We start from the raw sequence: 19179 nt of genomic DNA on the forward strand, positions 1-19179 counted from the left end.
CGCCCGGGCCAGAGCCCCTGTCTCTCTCCGGTTTTGTGACGATTTTCAGGAAACTGTCACACAGAGGTTACAAAACCGCAGCATATCCGGCGCAGAAGGGACGGGCCCGGTCCGGGCTTCCCATCCTCAATACGGACGTGGTCATGACGGTCCTCCTGCTACTGACGATCCTCGCGGTCCTCGCCGCTGCCGGTTTCGTCCTCGGCCGCCAGCGTGCGCTGGCTTTGTCCGGGGGCCTGCCGGGTAAACTGCATTCGCTGCCAGCCTATTACGGCTGGCATGCTGCCATTATGGCCTTTGTGCCGGCCTTCCTCGTGATGCTGGTCTGGCTGGTTGTTCAGCCCTTTGCCATTGAGGGTAATATCGCCGCGCATCTGCCGGAAACGGTTCAGGCCGATCCGACCGCGCGCCAGCTGGCGATGGCGGATGTGCGCCGCCTTGCCACCGGGCTTGATATTGCGCTGGAGCGCGGCACGCTGGATGAGGCGGCGATTGCCGCGCTTGATGCCGCTGCCACCGATATCCGGGCCGAACTTGGCAAACAGGGGATCGCGCTCGGCTCGGCGGTCTCGGCCGAGGTACTGACCGCAGCGAAAGAGTACCGCAGCACGGTTGCCACCGCCTCGACCTTCCGCGCTTTCCTGGTGCTGGCCCTGGCGCTGGCCGGGCTGGTCTTTGCCCTGAAGCAGATCGCCCCCGATTTCTGGGCCCGCAACCGGGTTGAGAATGTGGTGATGAAGCTGCTGATGCTGGCCTCGCTGATCGCCATTCTGACCACGGTCGGCATTGTCTGGTCGATGCTCTCGGAAAGCATCAATTTCTTCCGCCAGTATCCGATTGCGGATTTCTTCTTTGGCCTGACCTGGAATCCGAAATTCGGCGGCGGCTCGGAACTGGGCTTTATCCCTTTGTTCTGGGGCACGATCTATATCACGGTGATCGCCTTGCTGGTGGCGGTGCCGCTAGGCCTGTTCGCGGCGATCTATCTGGCCGAATATGCCTCAAAGCGCACCCGGGCCTGGGTCAAGCCGATGATCGAGGTGATCGCAGGCATTCCGACCGTGGTTTACGGCCTGTTTGCCCTGACCACCGTCGGCCCCTTCCTGCGCGACTTCTTCGCCCAGCCGCTCGGCCTTGGCAGCTCCGGCTCGTCGGTGATGACCGCCGGTATCGTGATCGGCATTCTGAACATCCCCTTCATCTCCTCACTCTCCGACGACATCATCAACGCCGTGCCGCAGTCTTTGCGTGATGGCGCGCTTGGCCTTGGCTCGACAAAGTCCGAGACCGTACGCCAGGTGGTTCTGCCTGCCGCTCTGCCCGGGATTGCCGGGGCGGTGCTGATGGGCGCGAGCCGCGCCATCGGCGAGACCATGATCGTTGTCATGGGGGCAGGGGCGGCGGCCAAACTGTCGATGAACCCTTTCGAGGCGATGACCACGATGACGGTCAAGATCGTCGGCCAGCTGACCGGCGATACCGATTTCAACAGCCCTGAGACCCTTGTGGCCTTTGCCCTTGGCATGACCCTCTTCGTCATCACGCTGATGCTGAATGTGATGGCGGTCTGGATTGTGCGCAAATACCGGGAGCAATACGAATGAGCGATATCAGCGCCCCGCCGCCGCGCGGCCCGCAGCAGCAGGCCGGTTCGCTTTATCGGGCCAGTGCCCGGATGAAGCAGCGCAATCAGACCGAGTTTCTGTTTCGCTACATCGGCCTTGCCGCGATCCTCGCCAGCCTTGCCGTTCTGGCCTTCATGATCTTCACCATCATCCGCGATGGCTCATCCGCCTTCTGGCAGGCCCGGATCACCCTGCCGGTCACGCTGGAGCAAGCGGTGCTGGATCCGAAAGGCAATGGTCAGCGCGATGAGCTGATGAAGCAGACCACTGTCACCTATGGCAAAGTGCTGAATGAGGCCTTCCTCGCGGCCCTCGCCGCCAGAGGCGTGCAGACCGATGATATTCCGGCGAAAGATGTCACCGGCATGATCTCGAAAGCTGCCCCGGCCGAGCTGCGCTTTGAAGTAATTGATAACCCGGCGCTGATCGGCCAGACGATCGGGGTCGATCTGCTGACCACCGGCCGGATCGACGGCTATCTCAAGGGCCGGGTGAGCCGCGCCAGTATCGAGCGCGACGCCAATGTCACTGCAGCGCAGCTGACCCTTGCCGACCGGCTGCAGGAAGCGGGGATGCTGGGGCTGAAATGGAACTGGGATTTCCTGACCAACAGCGATTCCTCGGATCAGCGCCCGGAATCGGCAGGGCTTGGCGTCGCCATCCTCGGCTCGGCCTATATGATGCTGCTGGTGCTGATCATGTGTGTGCCGGTGGGCGTCGCCGCCTCGATCTATCTCGAGGAATTCGCGCCGAAGAACCGCTGGACCGATCTGATTGAGGTCAATATCGCCAATCTCGCGGCGGTGCCCTCGATTGTCTATGGTATCCTTGGCCTGGCGATCTTCATCAATTTCGCCGGTTTCCCGCAGTCTTCCTCGCTGGTGGGCGCGCTGGTGCTGAGCCTGCAGACCCTGCCGACGATCATCATCGCCACCCGGGCCGCGATCCGCGCCGTGCCGCCCTCGATCCGCGATGCGGCGCTTGGGATCGGGGCTTCGAAGATGCAGACCGTGACCCATCATGTGCTGCCGCTGGCGATGCCGGGCATTCTGACCGGCACCATCCTTGGCCTGGCCTCGGCGCTTGGCGAGACCGCGCCGCTCCTGTTGATTGGCATGGTGGCTTTCGTCTCGAACTATCCCGCCAGCCCGGTGGATGGCGGTTTCCTCGATCCGGCCACCGCGCTGCCGGTCCAGGTCTATTCCTGGGTGTCGCGCTCGGATCCGGCCTTCCTTGAACGCTCGAGCGGCGCGATCATCGTTCTGCTGATCTTCCTTCTTGTCATGAACGTCACGGCCATTCTGTTGCGCCGCAAGTTCGAACGCCGCTGGTAAATGCGGTCAGAAACGCGAGTATGAACATGAATGATATGCGAGTGGTGGAGCGTAGCGTGGACAGCAACCTGAGCAAGATCAGTGCCCGTAATGTGCAGGTCTATTACGGCGAAGCCCAGGCGATCCGGGATGTGAATATCGAGATCCTCGACCGCGCCGTGACCGCCTTCATCGGCCCTTCGGGCTGCGGCAAATCGACCTTTCTGCGCACGCTGAACCGGATGAATGACACCATCCCGATCTGCCGGGTCGAGGGGATGATCGAGCTTGATGGCGAGAATATCTACGATAAACGCGTCGATCCGGTGCAGCTGCGCGCCAAGGTTGGCATGGTGTTTCAAAAGCCCAATCCCTTCCCGAAATCGATCTATGACAATGTGGCTTACGGCCCGCGCATCCATGGTCTGACCCGCAATAAGGCCGATCTGGATGCAGTGGTGGAATCGAGCCTGCGTAAGGCGGCTTTGTGGAATGAGGTGAAGGACCGCCTGCATGCGCCGGGCACCGGCCTGTCGGGCGGGCAGCAGCAGCGGCTCTGCATCGCCCGTGCCGTTGCCACCTCGCCCGAGGTGCTGCTGATGGATGAGCCCTGCTCGGCGCTTGACCCGATTGCCACGGCTCAGGTCGAGGAGCTGATCGACGAGCTGCGCTCAAACTTCTCGGTGGTGATCGTCACCCATTCGATGCAGCAGGCCGCAAGGGTCAGCCAGAAGACCGCTTTCTTCCACCTCGGCAACCTGGTGGAATATGATGATACCTCGCAGATCTTCACCAATCCGAAAGATCCGCGCACTGAATCCTACATTACCGGCCGGATCGGCTGAGGAGGCCCGAGCATGAGCGAGCATATCGTTTCCGCATTCGACCGCGAGCTGGAGGGCGTTCAGGCCCAGGTGATGAAAATGGGCGGGCTGGTCGAGAAAGCCCTGCTGGATGCGGCCGAGGCGCTGGAGCTGCGCGATGAGGCCCTGGCCGAGAAGGTGCGGGCCGGGGACAGGGCCATCGACGGGCTGGAAGAGATCATCCAGACCGAATGCGCCCGGATCATCGCACAGCGTGCCCCTGCGGCCAGCGATCTGCGCACGGTGCTGACGGTGATGCGTCTGGCCTCGGCGCTGGAGCGGGCCGGGGATTATGCCAAAAACCTCGCCAAGCGCAGCCTGGTGCTGATGCAGGCCGCGCCGGTCGGCACCGCCTCGGGCACGATCCGGCGCATGGCGCGGCTGGTGGTGCAGCAGCTCTCGGATGCGCTCGATGCCTATATCGCCCGCGATGCGGTCAAGGCGCGCGAGGTGCGGCTGCGCGATGAAGAGATCGATCAGATGTATGGCGGGCTGTTTCGCCAGCTGCTGACCCATATGCTCGAGGATCCGCGCACCATCACCGCCTCGATGCATCTGCATTTCATCGCCAAGAATATCGAGCGGGTCGGCGATCACGCCACCAGCATCGCCGAACAGGTGATCTATCTGGTTGAGGGCGAAATGCCTTCGGATGACCGGCCCAAACATGACGCGGTCACCGCCCGGAGCTGAATCTCCGGCGTTTAAAAGGTGAAGGAGCAGTATATGGCACAGGATGGCAGACCGGTGGTGCTGCTGGTTGAGGATGAACCCGCACAACGTGAGGTTCTGGCCTATAACCTTGATGCAGAAGGCTTTCGGGTGGTTTCCGCCGATAATGGCGAGGATGCGCTTTTGCTGGTCGATGAGGAAGCGCCCGATATTATCATTCTCGACTGGATGATGCCCAAGCTGTCGGGGATCGAGGTGTGCCGGCGGCTGAAGATCCGCCCCGAGACCCGCGCCACCCCGATCATCATGCTCTCGGCCCGGGCCGAGGAGGTGGACCGGATCCGTGGTCTGGAAACCGGCGCGGATGATTATGTGATCAAGCCCTATTCGGTGCTTGAGCTGATGGCCCGGGCCCGGGCGCAGCTGCGCCGGGTGCGGCCCTCGGTGGTGGGGGTGGTGCTGGAATATGGCGATATCCGTCTCGATCCGGAAACCCACCGGGTCTATCGCAGCGCGCAGCTGCTGAAGCTTGGCCCGACCGAATTCCGGCTGCTGACCACGCTGATGGAAAAGCCGGGCCGGGTCTGGTCGCGCGAACAGCTGCTCGACCGGGTCTGGGGCCGCGATATCTATGTCGATACAAGGACCGTCGATGTCCATGTCGGACGGCTGCGCAAATCGCTGATGCAATATGGCGGCGATGACCCTTTGCGCACGGTACGCGGCGCGGGTTATTCGCTGGGCTGAGGCCTGCCGAACCACGACGGCACCGGGGGTTTTGCACCCCCGGACCCCCGCAGGATATTTTCAGACAGATGAACCAGATAATGGGAAGGGGCGCGGGTGGCGCCCCTTTTTATCAGCCGCGCGGGTTCAGCAGCCGGGCCAGCACTTCTTTGGCCCGGATCGTGCCAAGGGCCTGGCCGTTTTCGGTCACGCTCAGGCTTTCGCTGCCCGAGGTGATGGCCTCCATCACCTGGCGCACCGGCGCCTCGGCATCAATCGCCTGCGCACCGGCCCCGGCCAGGGCGCCCGGCGCCATCACATCGCGCGCGGTCAGCACGCCGAGCGGGTTCATATGCGCCACGAAATCCGCCACATAATCCGAGACCGGCCTGGCGATGATCTCGCGCGCCGTGCCGCATTGTACCAGCCGCCCGCCCTCCATCAGCGCGATGCGATTGCCGATCTTGAAAGCCTCATCGAGGTCATGGCTGACAAAGACGATGGTGCGCTTCAGCTTGGCCTGCAGATCGAGCAGCTCATCTTGCAGCCGGGCGCGGATCAGCGGATCAAGCGCCGAGAAAGGCTCATCCATCAGCAGGATCGGCGCTTCGGTGACAAAGGCGCGGGCGAGGCCCACCCGCTGCTGCATCCCGCCCGAAAGCTCGCCAACCTTGCGATCGCCCCATTGCGACAGGTTGACCAGCTCCAGCTGCTGATCGACGCGGGCGCGCCGTTCGGCAGGGGCCACGCCGGCCAGCTCCAGCCCGAGGCCGACATTGTCGCGCACCGTGCGCCAGGGCAGCAGGCCGAACTGCTGGAACACCATAGCGATATGGTTGGCGCGCAGCCCGCGCAGCTGATCCGGCCCGGCTTTGGTGACCGAGACCATCTGTCTGCCATCCCAGACCCGGACCTCGCCGCGCACCACCGGATTGAGCGCATTCACGCCGCGCAGCAGGGTGGATTTGCCCGAGCCTGACAGGCCCATCAGCACGAGGATCTCGCCCTGGGCGACGCTGAGGCTGCAATCATGCACCCCCAGAACCTGGCCCGATTGCGCCTGAACCTCGGCCCGGCTGAGCCCCTGGTCCATCAGCGGCAGGGCGGTTTCGGGCTCATCGCCGAAGACGATGGAAACATTATCAAATTCAACGGCGTTGTTCATTTCTGTCTCACCCGCAGCAGACGGTCGAGCATGACGGCGACCACCACGATCACCAGCCCGGATTCAAAGCCAAGCGCGGTATTGCCCTGACCCAGCGCCCGGACCACAGGAATGCCAAGGCCATTGGCGCCCACCATGGCCGCGATCACCACCATCGACAAAGACAGCATGATGGTCTGGTTCAGCCCGACCATGATCTGTGGCAGCGCCCAGGGCAGCTCAACCTTGCGCAGCTTCTGCCAGGGCGTGGCCCCGAAAGCCGTCGCGGCCTCGGTCAGCGCGGTGGGGGTTGAGGAGACGCCGAGATAAGTCAGCCGGATTGGGGCTGGCAGCACGAAGATCACCGTCGCCAGCAGACCGGGCACCATGCCAAGGCCGAAGAACACCACCGCCGGGATCAGATAGACGAAGGTCGGCAGGGTCTGCATCAGATCGAGCACCGGCGAGATCCAGGCGTAGAGGCGCGGGCGATGCGCACAGGCAATGCCAATCGGCACGCCAAGGCTCATACAGAAGATGCAGGCATAAAACAGCAGCACCAGGGTCTCGGTGGTGGCCTTCCAGTAATTCTGGTTCAGGATGAACAGAAATCCGAGCGCCACCACCAGACATAGCTTCCACGAGCGGTGCCGCCACCAGGCAAAGGCCAGAAACAGCGCCACAATCACCAGCGGATGCGGATATTGCAGCAGGTGGAGCGTGCTGTTGATCAGCCAGCCGAGACCATCGCTGATCGCGTCAAATACAGGTTTAAAATTGGCTTTAAGCCAGTCGACCACGGTTTTTGCCGTCGGCCCGACCGGAATTTTGGGAATATCAAGCCAGTTCATTGTCACCCAGGTGTCAGCAGAAGAAAAAGGCAGGCCCTGCGCAGTATGCGACGCGCCCGAGGCTCGGGAAGGGCAGATGCAGGCCGCAAGGCGCGGCCTGCATGCCGGGGCTTATTTCAGCCCTGCTTCGACTGCGGCGATGGCATCCGAGCCGTCTTTCGCGGTCACACCCTCGAGCCAGGGCTTCCAGGCCTCGGGATTGGCGGCGAGCCAGGTTTTGGCCGCCACGGCCGGATCGGTGCCGTCATTGAGGATGGCGCCCATGATCTCATTTTCCATTTTCAGAGAAAATTCGAGATTTTCAAGGAACTTACCCTGGTTGGGGCATTCCTGGACATAGCCTTTGCGGGTATTGGTATCGACAACCGCGCCGCCGAAATCAGGGCCGAAAACATCATCGCCGCCGGCGAGATAGGTCAGCTCAAAATTCGAGTTCATCGGATGCGGTTCCCAGCCGAGGAAGACGATCGGCTTATTGTCCGAGCTGTTGCGCTCGACCTGGGCCAGCATACCCTGCTCCGAGCTTTCAACGATCTCAAAGCCGGTCAGGCCGAACTGATCTTTCTCGATCATCTCGATAATCAGGCGGTTGCCGTCATTGCCGGCCTCAATGCCATAGATCCGGCCCTCGAGCGCGTCTTTATGGTCTTTGATATTGGCGAAATCGGTGATCCCCAGCGCCGCCCCGGCGGCATTGGTGGCGAGGGTATATTTCGCGCCCTGCAGGTTGGTGCGCACGATGTCGATGGTGCCTGCCTCGCGGTAGGGGCCGATATCGGCTTCCATGGTCGGCATCCAGTTGCCGAGGAAGACATCGATATTGCCCTCGGCGAGGCTGGCGAAGGTCACCGGCAGGCCCAGCAGCATGATCTCGGTCTCATAGCCGAGCGCATTGAGCAAGGTGGTGGTGGCTGCGGTGGTGGCGGTGATGTCGGTCCAGCCCACATCCGAGAACAGGATTTTATCGCAGCCCGCCGCCAGGCCTGCAGAGCCGGTGGCCATGGTGAGGGTGGTCGCAAGAAGCATGGAACGAATTTTCATTTCGACTCCCGGTGTCAGATTGAAATGTTATTGTTGATTGACGAGTCAATAAACTTCATGCTTTCCCCTTATGGCAAGAGTTTTATGGAGCCGGGTCATGCCGAAGCTTGGAATGGAGCCTATCCGAAAGGACGCTCTTATCAAAGCCACGATCGTTGAAATTGGCCGCTCGGGCTCGCTGGATGTGACCGTGGGTCAGATCGCCAAACGGGCCGGAATGTCCTCGGCGCTGGCGCATCACTACTTTGGTTCAAAAGAAGAAATTTTCCTTGCGGCCATGCGCCATGTGCTGTCGCTTTACGGCGCTGAGGTGCGGGGTGCACTGGCGGTCAGCGAGGGGGCAAAGGCGCGTCTGGAGGCCATTCTGCGCGCCTCATTCAGCGCCGGAAATTTTCGCCGCGAGGTTGTGGGGGCCTGGCTGAATTTCTGGGTTCTGGCCCAGACCTCGGATGGGGCGCGGCGTTTGCTGGCGATTTATCAGGGCCGACTCAGGTCAAACCTGATGGCGAATCTGCGTCCCATCGCCGGGGAGCGGGCTGCAGAACTGGCCGAGGCCCTGGGGGCGATGATCGACGGTCTCTATCTGCGCGAGGTGCTGAAATCGGGCACGCCCGATGGCAGGGCCGCGGCGCGGATGGCCATTTCCTATCTGAATGCTGAGCTGGCGAAGGGAGAAGCCGCATGAAAGCGCAACCGAAGGGCAGCCATTTTATCGACGGAAGCTATGCCGAAGATGCGGCAGGGGCGGTCATCGAGGTGGTCTATCCCGGCACGGGCGAGGTGATCGCGCGGCTGCATGAGGCGACCCCGGCTCTGGTGGAACGCGCCCTCGCCTCGGCGGCGCGGGCGCAGAAGGCCTGGGCCGCTCTGCGCCCGGTCGAGCGCGGCCGGATCTTGAACCGGGCTGCGGCGCTGATCCGCGCCCGGGGCGAGGCGCTGGCGCAGCTCGAAACCCTCGATACCGGCAAGCCGATCCAGGAAACCCGGGTGGCCGACTGGCCCTCGGGGGCGGATGCGCTGGAATATTTCGCCGGCCTCGCGCCCACTGTGACCGGCGAGACCATCCCGCTCGGCGGCGATATGGTCTATACGATCCGCGAGGCGCTCGGCGTCTGCGTCGGCATCGGCGCCTGGAATTACCCCAGCCAGATCGCCTGCTGGAAATCGGCCCCGGCGCTGGCCATGGGCAATGCGATGATCTTCAAACCCTCGGAAGTGACGCCGCTTGGCGCGCTGAAACTGGCCGAGATTTTCATCGAGGCCGGTCTGCCACCAGGGCTTTTCAATGTGCTGCAGGGCCGGGGCGCGGTCGGCGCGGGGCTGATCTCGGATCCGCGCGTCGCCAAGGTCTCGCTGACCGGCTCGGTCGCCACCGGGCAGAAGGTCTATGCCAGAGCCGCCGAGGGGCTGCGCCATGTCACGATGGAGCTGGGCGGTAAATCGCCGCTGATCCTGTTCGATGATGCCAGCCTTGAGGATGCGGTGGGCGCGGCCATGCTGGCGAATTTCTATTCCGCCGGTCAGGTCTGCTCGAATGGCACGCGGGTCTTTGTGCAAAAGGGGCTGAAAGAGCGCTTCCTGGCCCGGCTGAAAGAACGAGCCGAAAAGATCGTGCTCGGTGATCCGCAGGATGAGGGCACGCAGATGGGGCCGCTGGTCTCGGCCCTGCAGCTGGAGAAGGTCACCGGCTTTATCGCCCGGGCAAAGGCCGAGGGCGCGCGGCTGGTCACCGGCGGCGGGCGCGGGCCGCAAAATGACGGCTGGTTTGTCGAGCCGACGGTCTTTGCCGATGTCACCGATCACATGGAGCTGGCGCGCGAGGAGGTCTTTGGCCCGGTGATGGCGGTTCTGGATTTCGACAGCGAGGAAGAGGTGATCGCCCGGGCCAATGCCAGCGATTTCGGCCTCGCCGCCGGGGTTTTCACCCGCGACATCGCCAGGGCGCATCGGGTGATCGGCCAGCTCGAGGCCGGAACCTGCTGGATCAATGCCTATAATCTGACCCCGGTCGAGGCCCCGTTTGGCGGGGTTAAGCTCTCGGGTGTCGGTCGTGAAAACGGCCATGCGGCTATCGAACATTATTCTCAGGTCAGAAGCGTCTATCTCGGGCTGAGCCCGGTCGACGCGCCTTACTGAGCCGGAAAGGACCGGCATCCGGGAGGGGTGCCGGGGCGTAAACCACGATGAAGAAGAGGGCGGCAGGCCCGGCGGCCGGATGCAGAGTCCGGCCCCGGCGAAGATTTGCCCCGATTGCAGGGAGAAAGCGCGATGGATCGCGATTACGTCATTATCGGAGCGGGTTCGGCGGGTTGCGCTATGGCTTACCGGCTGGCCGAGGCCGGAAAAACCGTCACGGTGATCGAATTTGGCGGCTCGGATGCCGGGCCTTTTATCAATATGCCGGGCGCTTTGTCCTATCCGATGAATATGCCGCTTTATGACTGGGGGCTGAAAACCGAGCCCGAGCCGCATCTGGGCGGGCGGGTTCTGGCCACGCCGCGCGGCAAGGTGATCGGCGGCTCCTCCTCGATCAATGGCATGGTCTATGTGCGCGGCCATGCCAAAGACTATGACCTCTGGGCCGAAATGGGGGCGGATGGCTGGTCCTATGCCGATGTGCTGCCCTATTTTAAGCGGATGGAAACCAGCCATGGCGGTTCGGGCCCGGACTGGCGCGGCAGCAATGGGCCTTTGCACGTCAGCCGGGGCCCGCGCGACAATCCTTTGTTCAATGCCTTTATCGAGGCAGGCCGGGCCGCAGGCTATCCGGTGACCGAAGATTATAATGGCCGCCAGCAGGAGGGTTTCGGCCCGATGGAGGCGACGATCCACAGGGGTAAACGCTGGTCGGCGGCCAGTGCCTATCTGCGCCCGGCGCTGAAAACCGGCAGGGTCGCCATGGTGCGTGGCCTCGCGCGCCGGGTGGTGATCGAGGATGGCCGCGCGGTGGGGGTCGAGATCGACAGTAAGGCCGGGCGTCAGCTGATCCGGGCGCGCCAGGAGGTAATCATTGCCGCCTCTTCGCTCAATTCACCGAAACTGCTGATGCTGTCGGGGTTCGGGCCCGAGGCGCATCTGCGTGAACATGGCATCGAGGTGCTGGCCGACCGGCCGGGCGTGGGTGCCAATCTCCAGGACCATATGGAGATCTATATGCAGTACCAGGCCTCGCAGCCGGTCACTTTGTATAAATACTGGAATCTGTTCGGCAAAGCCTGGGTCGGGGCGAACTGGCTGTTGCTGAATCGCGGCCCCGGCACGTCGAACCAGTTTGAGAGCTGCGGCTTTATCCGCTCGGCCGCGGGCAAGGAATATCCCGATATTCAGTATCATTTCCTGCCGATTGCGGTGCGCTATGATGGTAAGGCGGCGGCGGGAGGCCATGGCTTCCAGGTCCATGTCGGGCCAATGCGCTCAAAATCGCGCGGCTCGGTCACTTTGCGCTCAAACCGGCCCGAGGATGCGCCGGTGATCCGCTTTAACTATATGTCTCACCCCGAGGACTGGGTGGATTTCCGGGCCTGTGTGCGGCTGACGCGCGAGGTTTTCGCACAGGCGCCGATGGCGCAATATGTGAAACAGGAGATCCAGCCCGGCGCGGATATTCAGACCGATGCCGGGATCGACGCCTTTATCCGCGACCATGCCGAAAGCGCCTATCACCCCTGCGGCACGGCGCGGATGGGGCGCGCCAGCGATCCGATGGCGGTGGTCGATCCCGAATGCCGGGTGATCGGGGTCGAGGGGCTGCGCCTTGCCGACAGCTCGATCTTCCCCCAGGTGACCAATGGCAATCTCAACGGTCCCTCGATCATGACCGGCGAAAAGGCCGCCGACCACATTCTGGGTCGCCAGCCGCTGCCGCCGTCCAACCAGGAGCCCTGGATCAATCCCGACTGGCGGGTTTCGCAGCGCTGATTTGATCGGGGTCAAAGCGCGGCGGAATCAGACCTGTCAGACAGGGGGAAAGAATGGAAGGAGAGCAGACCCATGTCGAATACCCCGCATACGCTGAAGGATGAATTCCCCGGTGAAGAGGCCCGGATCACGGCGCTGAAAACCTCGGACAGCCGCTTTGCCAGCCTGTTGGAAGAATATGATGTGGTGAATGATCAGGTGCACCGGGCCGAGAGCCGCATCGACACCGTATCGGAAGAGCATGAGGAAGGCCTGCGCCGCAACCGCTCGCGGCTGAAAGACCAGATCGCGGCGGCGCTGCGCGCCACGGTCTGAGCTGACCGGGGCTCAGGATCAATAGTCAGAAAAGGGCAGGGCTGCGGCTCTGCCCTTTTTACGTTCACGGGCTATTGCGCAATCTCATAGGGCAGCAGGTTGCGGTCATGCGGGTTGATGCGCAGCCGCCGCTCCAGCGGTGGCACCGAGCGCTGATGGCAATGCGCCCGCTCGCAGATCCGGCAGGAAATGCCGATTGGCTCGAACCGGCCGCGCGGGTCGAGCCCGTCGGAATAGACCAGCTCAGCCGCATGCTGCACCTCGCAGCCCAGACCAATGGCATAGCGGCGCACCGGGGCGAGAAAGGCCTCGGCGGGTTTGGAGACTTCGCAGGCGATATTGAGATAGCGCACCCCGTCGGGGGTCTCGACAAACTGGCGCAGGAATTTGCCGGGCGTCTCAAAGGCCTGGTGCACGTTCCAGAGCGGGCAGGCGCCGCCAAAACGGGCGAATTGCAGCCTTGTGGCTGAATGACGCTTGGTGATTGTTCCGGCCTGATCGACGCGGACGAAGAAGAAGGGGATGCCCTTGGCTCCGGGGCGCTGCAGCGTCGAGAGGCGATGCGCCACCTGCTCGATCGAGGCGCCGAAGCGATCGGCAAGCCGGGCGAGATCATGGCGGGTCTCGCGGGCGGCCTCAAGAAAGGCGCGGTAGGGCAGCAGCGCCGCCCCGGCAAAGTAGTTAGCCAGGCCGATCTTGGCGATATCGCGCGCCTCGGGCGTCGAGAACCGCGCCAGATCCAGCGTCGCCTCGATCAGTTCATTCTGGGTCAGCAGCGCCAGCTGGAACAGCAGCTGAAAGCGCCTCGTGCCATCCTGGGCGCGCGAGGAAATGGTCAGGCGGCGGGTCTCGGGATCGTAATGGCGCAGCCCGGGCAACTCGGCATAATGCAGCGAAATGCCTTTGCGGTGCAGCAGATCCTCGGCCAGTTTCAGGACATCGCGTTTCGGCCCGGCAGAGGAGGCAAAATGCTCGGCGGCGCGGTCGACGGCATCAATATAATTGTCGCAATAATGGAAGAAATCGCGCACCTCCTCCCAGGGCGAGGGGCGCAGGCCGGTATCCTCGCGCCCCAGAGCCTCATCCAGCGAGGCAAGGCGCTCATGGCTTTGCCGGTAGGCGCGGTGCAGATCGAGGAAAGCCCGCGCCAGCGCCGGGGCGTTGGAGGCGGCAAGGCGCAGATCGGCCAGCGGCGGGGCCGAGGCGGTAAAAACCGGATCGGCCAGGGCCTCGCGCATATCGGTGACCAGTCGCTCGCTTTCGCCCACGGTCAGCTCGGTCACATCAAGACCGAATTCCTGGGCCAGCGCCAGCACCACCGCGGCTGAGACCGGGCGGTGATTATTTTCCATCTGGTTCAGATAGGGCAGCGAGACGCCCAGCTTTTCGGCAAAGGCTTTCTGCGTGAGGCTGAGGCGGCTGCGGATTTCGCGCAGTTTTACCCCGGCATAAAGCTTTTGCGTGGCCATGGTCAGCTCCGTTTTGCAAAGCTGATCGTGGCTTTGCAAAATCCGGGGGTCAAGGGCCTGCGGCAGTGCTGACACATTCCTGTGGAGGAGGCGGTGGATAATTCCCCAAACCCTGTGGTTTGGCTGTTGACTCTGACCCCTGGACCCTTAAAAGGCTGGTTCAAAGAATATTCGCGGGAAGAGGCGTCTTTTCCCGATCCAGGAGAGACGAACTATGGCGAAGCCGACGACGATCAAGATCCGTCTGAACTCGACGGCGGGCACCGGGCACTTCTATGTGACCAAGAAGAATGCCCGCACCATGACCGAAAAGATGGTCGTGAAGAAATATGACCCCGTCAAGCGCGAGCATGTCGAATATAAAGAAGGCAAGATCAAGTAAGATCTGCTTTTCCCTTCGGGATGAAGGCCGTACCCTCAAGGGTGCGGCCTTTTCGCATTCCTGCCACCCGGGCAGGGCGGCAGAGCTGCAACTGGCGTAAAGGGGGGGCGCAATGCAGAGGGTGATGATCATCGGCCAGCCCGGATCGGGCAAATCGACCCTGGCGCGAATCCTGGGCCAGAGGCTGGGTCTGCCGGTTTTCCATATCGATCATATCCACTGGCAACCTGGCTGGTCCGAGCGGCCACGCCCTGAGAAAACCATGCTCTGCCATGGGGTTGAGGCCGGAGAGGAATGGGTGTTCGAAGGCGGGCATTCCGCCACCTGGGATAATCGTCTGGCGCGGGCCGATCTGCTGATCTGGCTCGACCTGCCGCTGGGGCTGCGGTTTTACCTGGTGGTGAAACGCAGCCTGCGCTATCTGGGCCGCTCGCGGCCCGATCTGCCCGAGGGCTGCCCCGAGCGGCTGGACCGCAATACGCTGATCTTCTGGCGCTGGATCTGGGACAGCCGGCATTCAGCGCGCCGGCAGATGCAGAGGCTTGCCGCCAGCGAGGCGGCGCAGGGCAGGCTGGTGCATCTGCAAAGCCGGGCGGCGGTCCGGGCCTGGCTGGAAAGCCTGCCCGCAAAATGAAAAGGGCCGGTCGCATGGACCGGCCCTTTCGCATTTTCGGTTCCGTCGCTTATTCGCGGTTGCCCATGAACTGCAGCAGGAACATGAACAGGTTGATGAAGTCGAGATAGAGGCTCAGCGCGCCCATGATCGCGGCTTTGCCCAGCCATTCCTGATCGCCATGCACCGCATGTTCGATATAGGTGTTCTTGATGTTCTGGGTGTCATAGGCGGTCAGACCGGCAAAGATCAGCACACCGATCACCGACACTGCGAAGGACAGGGCCGAGGAAGCGATGAAGATATTGACGATCGAAGCGACCACCAGGCCGATCAGCCCCATCATCAGGAAGGTGCCCATGCCCGAGAGGTCACGCTTGGTGGTGTAGCCATAGAGCGACAGGCCCGCAAAAGCGATTGCGGTGATCAGGAAGGTCTGTGCGATCGAGGTCGCGGTGAAGACGAGGAAGATCGACGAGATCGACACGCCCATTGCCACGGCATAAACGTAGAAGAACAGCTGCGCCGCCGAGGCCGACAGACGGTTGATCATCGCCGAGAAGGCAAAGACCAGCACCAGCGGCAGGAACATCACAACCCATTTCAGCGGCGAGGCATAAAGCGCATAGCCGAAATCGGTCAGATATTTATTGGCGCCGATCTGTGCGACGCCGGCTGCGGCATCCGAGGTGACCGCAAGGCCCGAGATCGCCCAGGCCGCAGCCCCGGTGATCAGCATCGCTACGGACATCAGCCCGTAGACCTTATTCATATGGGCGCGCAGCCCTTCATCAATCTGAGCGCGGGCGCCAACGCCGACACCACGCACCGTTTCATACTGAGCCATTAAAGCCTCCGATGTTGTCCCTGAGGGCAACGCCGGGGAGTCCGGCGCACCTTATGGGGGAAATATCGGTGCTAAGGCCTCAGATTTCAAGAAATTCTCCCCCGGTTTTCTGAAAAATCATGCGAGAGCACCGTTATCGCTGTCCGGGCCGGAAAAACCACTCCCGGGGCGGGGGCTCACAACCTCCAGTGGTCCGGTGCATCCCAGAAGGCGCGACTGCTTTCCCTGCGCGCCTGATCCGGGGTCACGCTGATATCTTCCAGCATCCGGGCGTCGAGCCGGGCCAGATCGCGGCGCTGCCCGCTGAGGCTATACGCATGCAGAAAACCGCGCCAGAGCCGCAAAGCCAGCCGGACGGGCCGCAGGATCAGCAGCCAGCCGGAGCGGTGGGAGAGGGTGGGGGGAAGATCGGGCATCACATCCTCGGCTTTTGCTGATCCATCTGTTTTTGTGATCTGTATCGGCTGCGCCATCATCACCCTTGATGTTGTGGCAAAGAATTTAGCATAATGAAAACGAATGATTGTGACATGGTACATCAGGATTTGTGATATGATGCGGAACCTCGATCTGACGGCGCTGCGCGCTTTCGTCACCGTGGCTGATACCGGCGGGGTGACGCGGGCGGCAGGATTTCTCAATCTGACGCAATCGGCGGTCTCGATGCAGCTGAAGCGGCTGGAGGAGGCGCTGGGGCAGGTGCTGTTCCTGCGCGCGCAGCGCCGGCTGGTGCTCTCGCCCGAGGGCGAGCTGCTGCTGTCTTACGGGCGGCGTATGATCGCGCTCAATGATGAGGCGGTGTCGCGGCTCGGGGCAGGGGCTTTTGAGGGCGAGATCCGGCTTGGCGTGCCCTATGATGTGGTCTATCCCGCCATACCGCCGATCATGAAGCGGCTGTCCCAGCTCTATCCGCTGATGCGGATCAGCCTCGTTTCGTCTTTCACTGTGCTGCTGAAAGAGGAATTCGCCCGCGGCAAATTCGATGTGATCGTCACCACCGAACAGCAGCCCGATGCCGGGGCCGAGGTGCTGGATCAGCGTAATCTGTACTGGATCGGTGCGGTTGACGGCACGTGCTGGCAGCGTCGCCCCTTGCGGCTGGGGTTCAAACAGGCCTGTATCTTCCGCCCGCTGGCGCAGGAGGCGCTGGAGGCGGCGGGTATCCCCTGGGAAATGGCGGTGGATGGCGAGAGCGATCAGGTGATCGATGCCTCGGTCGCCGCGGATCTGGCGGTGACGGTACGTGTGGCAGGCGGCGTGCCCGAGGCGACCATGCCGATCCTGAATGAGAATGCGCTGCCGCCGCTGGGCCAGACCCGGATCGGCCTTTACCGCCAGGAGCGGTTTAAGGGGGAGGTGGCCGAGGCCTTGCTGCATGAGCTGCGCTTTGCCTATCGCAGCGCGGCCTGATCCGCTGCGACAGGGCCGCCTGAACCCTGGCTGAGCTCTGGCCGGGCTCAGCCGGTCAGCAGCACCAGTTTGCCGCTGACCTCGCGCCTGCGGATCGCGTCGAGCCCCTGCTGCAGATCGGCAAAGGCCAGCTCGGCGGCAATCAGCGGCTGAATGCGGCCCTCGCCCCACCAGCTGAGCAGTTCGGCGAGGCTGTCGCGCAGCACTTCGGGGGCAAAATCAAGATAGCCGCCCCACCACAGGCCGATCACCGAGATATTGCGCACCAGGAGCTGGTTGAGCGGTACCTGGGGCACGTCGCCCCCGGCAAAGCCAATTGCCAGCATCCGCCCGCCCGGCCGGGTGGCGCGCATTGCCGCATCAAAACCCGGCCCGCCCACCGTATCATAGGTGACATCGATACCGCCGAGGTCGCGCAGCAGGGCCTTCAGATCGGGGGTGTCGCTGTCGATCACCACATCGGCCCCGGCAGCGCGGGCGATCTGTGCTTTATCCGCGCCGCGCACCGAGGCGATCACCCGTGCCCCCATCAGATGGCCAAGGCTGACCGCGGTCAGCCCGACCCCGCCCGATGCGCCCGAAACGAAGAGCGTCTCGCCGGCGCGCAGCTGCGCCTTTTCTTTCAGCGCCAGATGCGAGGTGCCCCAGGCGATCTGAAACCCGGCGGCGGTGGCGAAGGGCATTCCGGGCGGCAGGATCAGCAGATCGCGCCGGGGCACCAGAGCATATTCGGCAAAGGCGCCGCATTTCACATGCGCCGCCACCCTGGTGCCGGCAGCCGGGCCCGCGCCGCCTGATTCCGGCGCGACAACCTCTCCGGCCAGTTCAAGCCCGGGGATGAAGGGCAGGGGGTTGCGCACCTGGTAGCGGCCCTGAACCATCAGCAGATCGGCGAAATTCAGACCTGCCGCCCGGATGCGCACCAGCACTTCTCCCGGCCCGGGCACCGGAACCGGCAGCTCGGTCAGGCTTGCAGACTCACCGGTTCTGCTGATCTGCCAGGCCATCATTTTACGCATTATTTCATATCCTTAGCCAGAACAGATGCCAGAGGGATCCCGTCATCCCCTGGCGGCTCCGCGGCACCCTGGCGGGCTGCGAGGCATCTGCCAAGAAAAAATCTGCACAGCAAGGCAGCCAACTCGCGTGAAGCGCGTTAACAGTCAGATCTGCACCCCGGCCCGGTTGCAGCTCCGGGCCCAGGCCCTGCTCCCGAAGCGGGGCAGGCAGGGCAGGAATGCGGCGCGCGACAGGGGCGGGGTGGCGGATTTTCGATGTCTGTAACGGGATGGATGAGAAATTGTGATGCGAAATCTGGCGGAGTTTGAGAGACGCGCCTGGGTTGAAGCCTGCGCTGTGGTCTAATACACCGGGGTTGAGCGGAAGTGTCGCGGTTCAGTCGGAACGGATTGTTGTATATTAGTGAGTATGGAGTTAAATAGATGAAACATCCCGTTGACGCACATGTCGGCAAGCGCATTCGCCATCGTCGCTGGATGCTGGGCATGACCCAACAGCAGCTGGCCGATAAGGTCGGCATTAAATTCCAGCAGATCCAGAAGTATGAAACCGGGATGAACCGGGTCAGCGCCTCTCGTCTGTGGGACGTGTCTGATGCGCTCAGCGTGCAGATTTCCTTCTTCTTTGAGGGGCTGAGCGAAGCCGGTTCGGAAAAGCCGCGCCATCAGCAGGGCGATATGATGGCGGATAAAGAGGCGCTTGAACTGGTGCGCTCCTATTATGCCATTCCCGAGGCGCAGCGCCGCCGCCTGTTCGATCTGGCCAGGGTGCTGTCGGAAGCCGCCTGAGGCTTTTTGCTGAAAACCGCGCTCTGAAATCTGCGTGCTGAATTCCCCGGCAGCCGAGAGTGTCCTGTCTTTTGTGTATGAGTGATCCGGTCCATGCTTCATCGAAAGGAAGCATGCATGACGATCTCCAAGGAACTACTGGATGAGCTGCTGAAGGGCGTTGAGCGCCCCGAGGATTTTTT

The 19179-nt window shown here is 62.6% G+C and carries 20 protein-coding genes; 13 read left to right on the forward strand and 7 right to left on the reverse strand.

The window, feature by feature from the left end; translation table 11 throughout:
* Window positions 1-143: 143 nt before the first annotated feature.
* From pstC to phoB, 5 genes are read left to right on the forward strand one after another with little or no spacing between them, the layout of a single operon-like run.
* Complete coding sequence (gene pstC / locus H0485_RS09715) at window positions 144-1604, forward strand: phosphate ABC transporter permease subunit PstC (protein ID WP_226935172.1); 1461 nt, start codon at window positions 144-146, stop codon at window positions 1602-1604.
* Window positions 1601-2959, forward strand: coding sequence for a phosphate ABC transporter permease PstA (gene pstA / locus H0485_RS09720; RefSeq protein WP_226935173.1), 1359 nt, complete (start codon window positions 1601-1603; stop codon window positions 2957-2959). Before pstC ends, pstA begins: the two co-directional genes overlap by 4 nt.
* Window positions 2960-2985: 26 nt before the next feature.
* Window positions 2986-3783: a phosphate ABC transporter ATP-binding protein PstB gene (gene pstB, locus H0485_RS09725; protein ID WP_226935198.1), complete on the forward strand. Its 798-nt coding sequence runs from the start codon at window positions 2986-2988 to the stop codon at window positions 3781-3783.
* Between the two features lie 12 nt (window positions 3784-3795).
* Window positions 3796-4494 (forward strand): phosphate signaling complex protein PhoU, encoded by a 699-nt coding sequence (gene phoU, locus H0485_RS09730; RefSeq protein WP_226935174.1) that lies wholly within the window; start codon window positions 3796-3798, stop codon window positions 4492-4494.
* A gap of 33 nt (window positions 4495-4527) precedes the next feature.
* Window positions 4528-5220 carry a phosphate regulon transcriptional regulator PhoB gene (gene phoB / locus H0485_RS09735; RefSeq protein WP_226935175.1) on the forward strand — a complete coding sequence of 231 codons (693 nt, stop codon included), beginning with the start codon at window positions 4528-4530 and terminating at the stop codon, window positions 5218-5220.
* A 112-nt stretch (window positions 5221-5332) separates the two neighbouring features.
* On the opposite strand, the gene choV is transcribed toward phoB, so the two are convergent.
* From choV to choX, 3 genes are all read right to left on the reverse strand, one after another.
* Complete coding sequence (gene choV / locus H0485_RS09740; RefSeq protein ID WP_226935176.1) at window positions 5333-6364, reverse strand: choline ABC transporter ATP-binding protein; 1032 nt, start codon at window positions 6362-6364, stop codon at window positions 5333-5335.
* A complete protein-coding gene (choW, locus tag H0485_RS09745; protein WP_226935177.1) occupies window positions 6361-7194 on the reverse strand; it encodes a choline ABC transporter permease subunit in 834 nt (277 codons plus the stop codon). The genes choV and choW overlap by 4 nt, the downstream gene beginning before the upstream one ends.
* Window positions 7195-7305: 111 nt before the next feature.
* The gene (choX, locus tag H0485_RS09750; protein ID WP_226935178.1) at window positions 7306-8235 is read right to left on the reverse strand and encodes a choline ABC transporter substrate-binding protein; all 930 of its coding nucleotides are present in this window, start codon (window positions 8233-8235) and stop codon (window positions 7306-7308) included.
* A 97-nt stretch (window positions 8236-8332) separates the two neighbouring features.
* On the opposite strand from choX, the gene betI reads away from it, so the two are divergent.
* The 4 genes from betI (at window position 8333) to H0485_RS09770 (ending at window position 12468) form a co-directional block, all read left to right on the forward strand.
* Window positions 8333-8920, forward strand: coding sequence for a choline-binding transcriptional repressor BetI (betI, locus tag H0485_RS09755; RefSeq protein WP_226935179.1), 588 nt, complete (start codon window positions 8333-8335; stop codon window positions 8918-8920).
* Entirely contained in the window at window positions 8917-10371 is a 1455-nt protein-coding gene (betB, locus tag H0485_RS09760) for a betaine-aldehyde dehydrogenase (RefSeq protein WP_226935180.1), read from the forward strand. The genes betI and betB overlap by 4 nt, the downstream gene beginning before the upstream one ends.
* A gap of 132 nt (window positions 10372-10503) precedes the next feature.
* Window positions 10504-12153 (forward strand): choline dehydrogenase, encoded by a 1650-nt coding sequence (betA, locus tag H0485_RS09765; protein WP_226935181.1) that lies wholly within the window; start codon window positions 10504-10506, stop codon window positions 12151-12153.
* 72 nt (window positions 12154-12225) lie between these two features.
* Window positions 12226-12468 (forward strand): HP1242/YdcH family protein, encoded by a 243-nt coding sequence (locus H0485_RS09770; protein WP_226935182.1) that lies wholly within the window; start codon window positions 12226-12228, stop codon window positions 12466-12468.
* A gap of 71 nt (window positions 12469-12539) precedes the next feature.
* On the opposite strand, the gene H0485_RS09775 is transcribed toward H0485_RS09770, so the two are convergent.
* Window positions 12540-13937: a helix-turn-helix domain-containing protein gene (locus tag H0485_RS09775; RefSeq protein ID WP_226935183.1), complete on the reverse strand. Its 1398-nt coding sequence runs from the start codon at window positions 13935-13937 to the stop codon at window positions 12540-12542.
* A gap of 214 nt (window positions 13938-14151) precedes the next feature.
* On the opposite strand from H0485_RS09775, the gene rpmG reads away from it, so the two are divergent.
* Together rpmG and H0485_RS09785 are read left to right on the forward strand one after the other, a co-directional pair.
* Window positions 14152-14319, forward strand: a complete 168-nt coding sequence (rpmG, locus tag H0485_RS09780) for a 50S ribosomal protein L33 (protein ID WP_023666545.1) — start codon at window positions 14152-14154, stop codon at window positions 14317-14319.
* 112 nt (window positions 14320-14431) lie between these two features.
* On the forward strand, window positions 14432-14953 hold the full coding sequence (locus H0485_RS09785; RefSeq protein ID WP_226935184.1) for a P-loop NTPase family protein: 522 nt from the start codon (window positions 14432-14434) through the stop codon (window positions 14951-14953).
* A 49-nt stretch (window positions 14954-15002) separates the two neighbouring features.
* Here the strand turns inward: H0485_RS09785 and H0485_RS09790 are convergent, their stop codons facing one another.
* Complete coding sequence (locus tag H0485_RS09790) at window positions 15003-15779, reverse strand: Bax inhibitor-1/YccA family protein (RefSeq protein ID WP_226935185.1); 777 nt, start codon at window positions 15777-15779, stop codon at window positions 15003-15005.
* 176 nt (window positions 15780-15955) lie between these two features.
* The gene (locus tag H0485_RS09795) at window positions 15956-16375 is read right to left on the reverse strand and encodes a DUF1127 domain-containing protein (protein ID WP_226935186.1); all 420 of its coding nucleotides are present in this window, start codon (window positions 16373-16375) and stop codon (window positions 15956-15958) included.
* On the opposite strand from H0485_RS09795, the gene H0485_RS09800 reads away from it, so the two are divergent.
* On the forward strand, window positions 16332-17189 hold the full coding sequence (locus H0485_RS09800; protein ID WP_226935187.1) for a LysR family transcriptional regulator: 858 nt from the start codon (window positions 16332-16334) through the stop codon (window positions 17187-17189). The two genes, H0485_RS09795 and H0485_RS09800, sit on opposite strands and share 44 nt — an antisense overlap.
* Window positions 17190-17236: 47 nt before the next feature.
* On the opposite strand, the gene H0485_RS09805 is transcribed toward H0485_RS09800, so the two are convergent.
* On the reverse strand, window positions 17237-18199 hold the full coding sequence (locus tag H0485_RS09805; protein ID WP_226935199.1) for an NADPH:quinone oxidoreductase family protein: 963 nt from the start codon (window positions 18197-18199) through the stop codon (window positions 17237-17239).
* Between the two features lie 432 nt (window positions 18200-18631).
* Here H0485_RS09805 and H0485_RS09810 point away from each other — a divergent pair, with 432 nt between their 5' ends.
* Window positions 18632-18997, forward strand: a complete 366-nt coding sequence (locus H0485_RS09810; protein ID WP_226935188.1) for a helix-turn-helix domain-containing protein — start codon at window positions 18632-18634, stop codon at window positions 18995-18997.
* Window positions 18998-19179: the final 182 nt, after the last annotated feature.

This window comes from Pseudogemmobacter faecipullorum (assembly GCF_020539525.1).
In the GTDB taxonomy this organism is placed as follows: Bacteria; Pseudomonadota; Alphaproteobacteria; order Rhodobacterales; family Rhodobacteraceae; genus Pseudogemmobacter; species Pseudogemmobacter faecipullorum.

What these genes read in the sequence shown, in the direction of transcription:
- pstC (WP_226935172.1), top strand. Translation starts at nt 144, where the DNA reads ATGACGGTCCTCCTGCTACTGACGATCCTCGCGGTCCTCGCCGCTGCC.
- pstA (WP_226935173.1), top strand. Translation starts at nt 1,601, where the DNA reads ATGAGCGATATCAGCGCCCCGCCGCCGCGCGGCCCGCAGCAGCAGGCC.
- pstB (WP_226935198.1), top strand. Translation starts at nt 2,986, where the DNA reads ATGAATGATATGCGAGTGGTGGAGCGTAGCGTGGACAGCAACCTGAGC.
- phoU (WP_226935174.1), top strand. Translation starts at nt 3,796, where the DNA reads ATGAGCGAGCATATCGTTTCCGCATTCGACCGCGAGCTGGAGGGCGTT.
- phoB (WP_226935175.1), top strand. Translation starts at nt 4,528, where the DNA reads ATGGCACAGGATGGCAGACCGGTGGTGCTGCTGGTTGAGGATGAACCC.
- choV (WP_226935176.1), bottom strand. Translation starts at nt 6,364, where the DNA reads ATGAACAACGCCGTTGAATTTGATAATGTTTCCATCGTCTTCGGCGAT.
- choW (WP_226935177.1), bottom strand. Translation starts at nt 7,194, where the DNA reads ATGAACTGGCTTGATATTCCCAAAATTCCGGTCGGGCCGACGGCAAAA.
- choX (WP_226935178.1), bottom strand. Translation starts at nt 8,235, where the DNA reads ATGAAAATTCGTTCCATGCTTCTTGCGACCACCCTCACCATGGCCACC.
- betI (WP_226935179.1), top strand. Translation starts at nt 8,333, where the DNA reads ATGCCGAAGCTTGGAATGGAGCCTATCCGAAAGGACGCTCTTATCAAA.
- betB (WP_226935180.1), top strand. Translation starts at nt 8,917, where the DNA reads ATGAAAGCGCAACCGAAGGGCAGCCATTTTATCGACGGAAGCTATGCC.
- betA (WP_226935181.1), top strand. Translation starts at nt 10,504, where the DNA reads ATGGATCGCGATTACGTCATTATCGGAGCGGGTTCGGCGGGTTGCGCT.
- H0485_RS09770 (WP_226935182.1), top strand. Translation starts at nt 12,226, where the DNA reads ATGTCGAATACCCCGCATACGCTGAAGGATGAATTCCCCGGTGAAGAG.
- H0485_RS09775 (WP_226935183.1), bottom strand. Translation starts at nt 13,937, where the DNA reads ATGGCCACGCAAAAGCTTTATGCCGGGGTAAAACTGCGCGAAATCCGC.
- rpmG (WP_023666545.1), top strand. Translation starts at nt 14,152, where the DNA reads ATGGCGAAGCCGACGACGATCAAGATCCGTCTGAACTCGACGGCGGGC.
- H0485_RS09785 (WP_226935184.1), top strand. Translation starts at nt 14,432, where the DNA reads ATGCAGAGGGTGATGATCATCGGCCAGCCCGGATCGGGCAAATCGACC.
- H0485_RS09790 (WP_226935185.1), bottom strand. Translation starts at nt 15,779, where the DNA reads ATGGCTCAGTATGAAACGGTGCGTGGTGTCGGCGTTGGCGCCCGCGCT.
- H0485_RS09800 (WP_226935187.1), top strand. Translation starts at nt 16,332, where the DNA reads ATGATGCGGAACCTCGATCTGACGGCGCTGCGCGCTTTCGTCACCGTG.
- H0485_RS09805 (WP_226935199.1), bottom strand. Translation starts at nt 18,199, where the DNA reads ATGATGGCCTGGCAGATCAGCAGAACCGGTGAGTCTGCAAGCCTGACC.
- H0485_RS09810 (WP_226935188.1), top strand. Translation starts at nt 18,632, where the DNA reads ATGAAACATCCCGTTGACGCACATGTCGGCAAGCGCATTCGCCATCGT.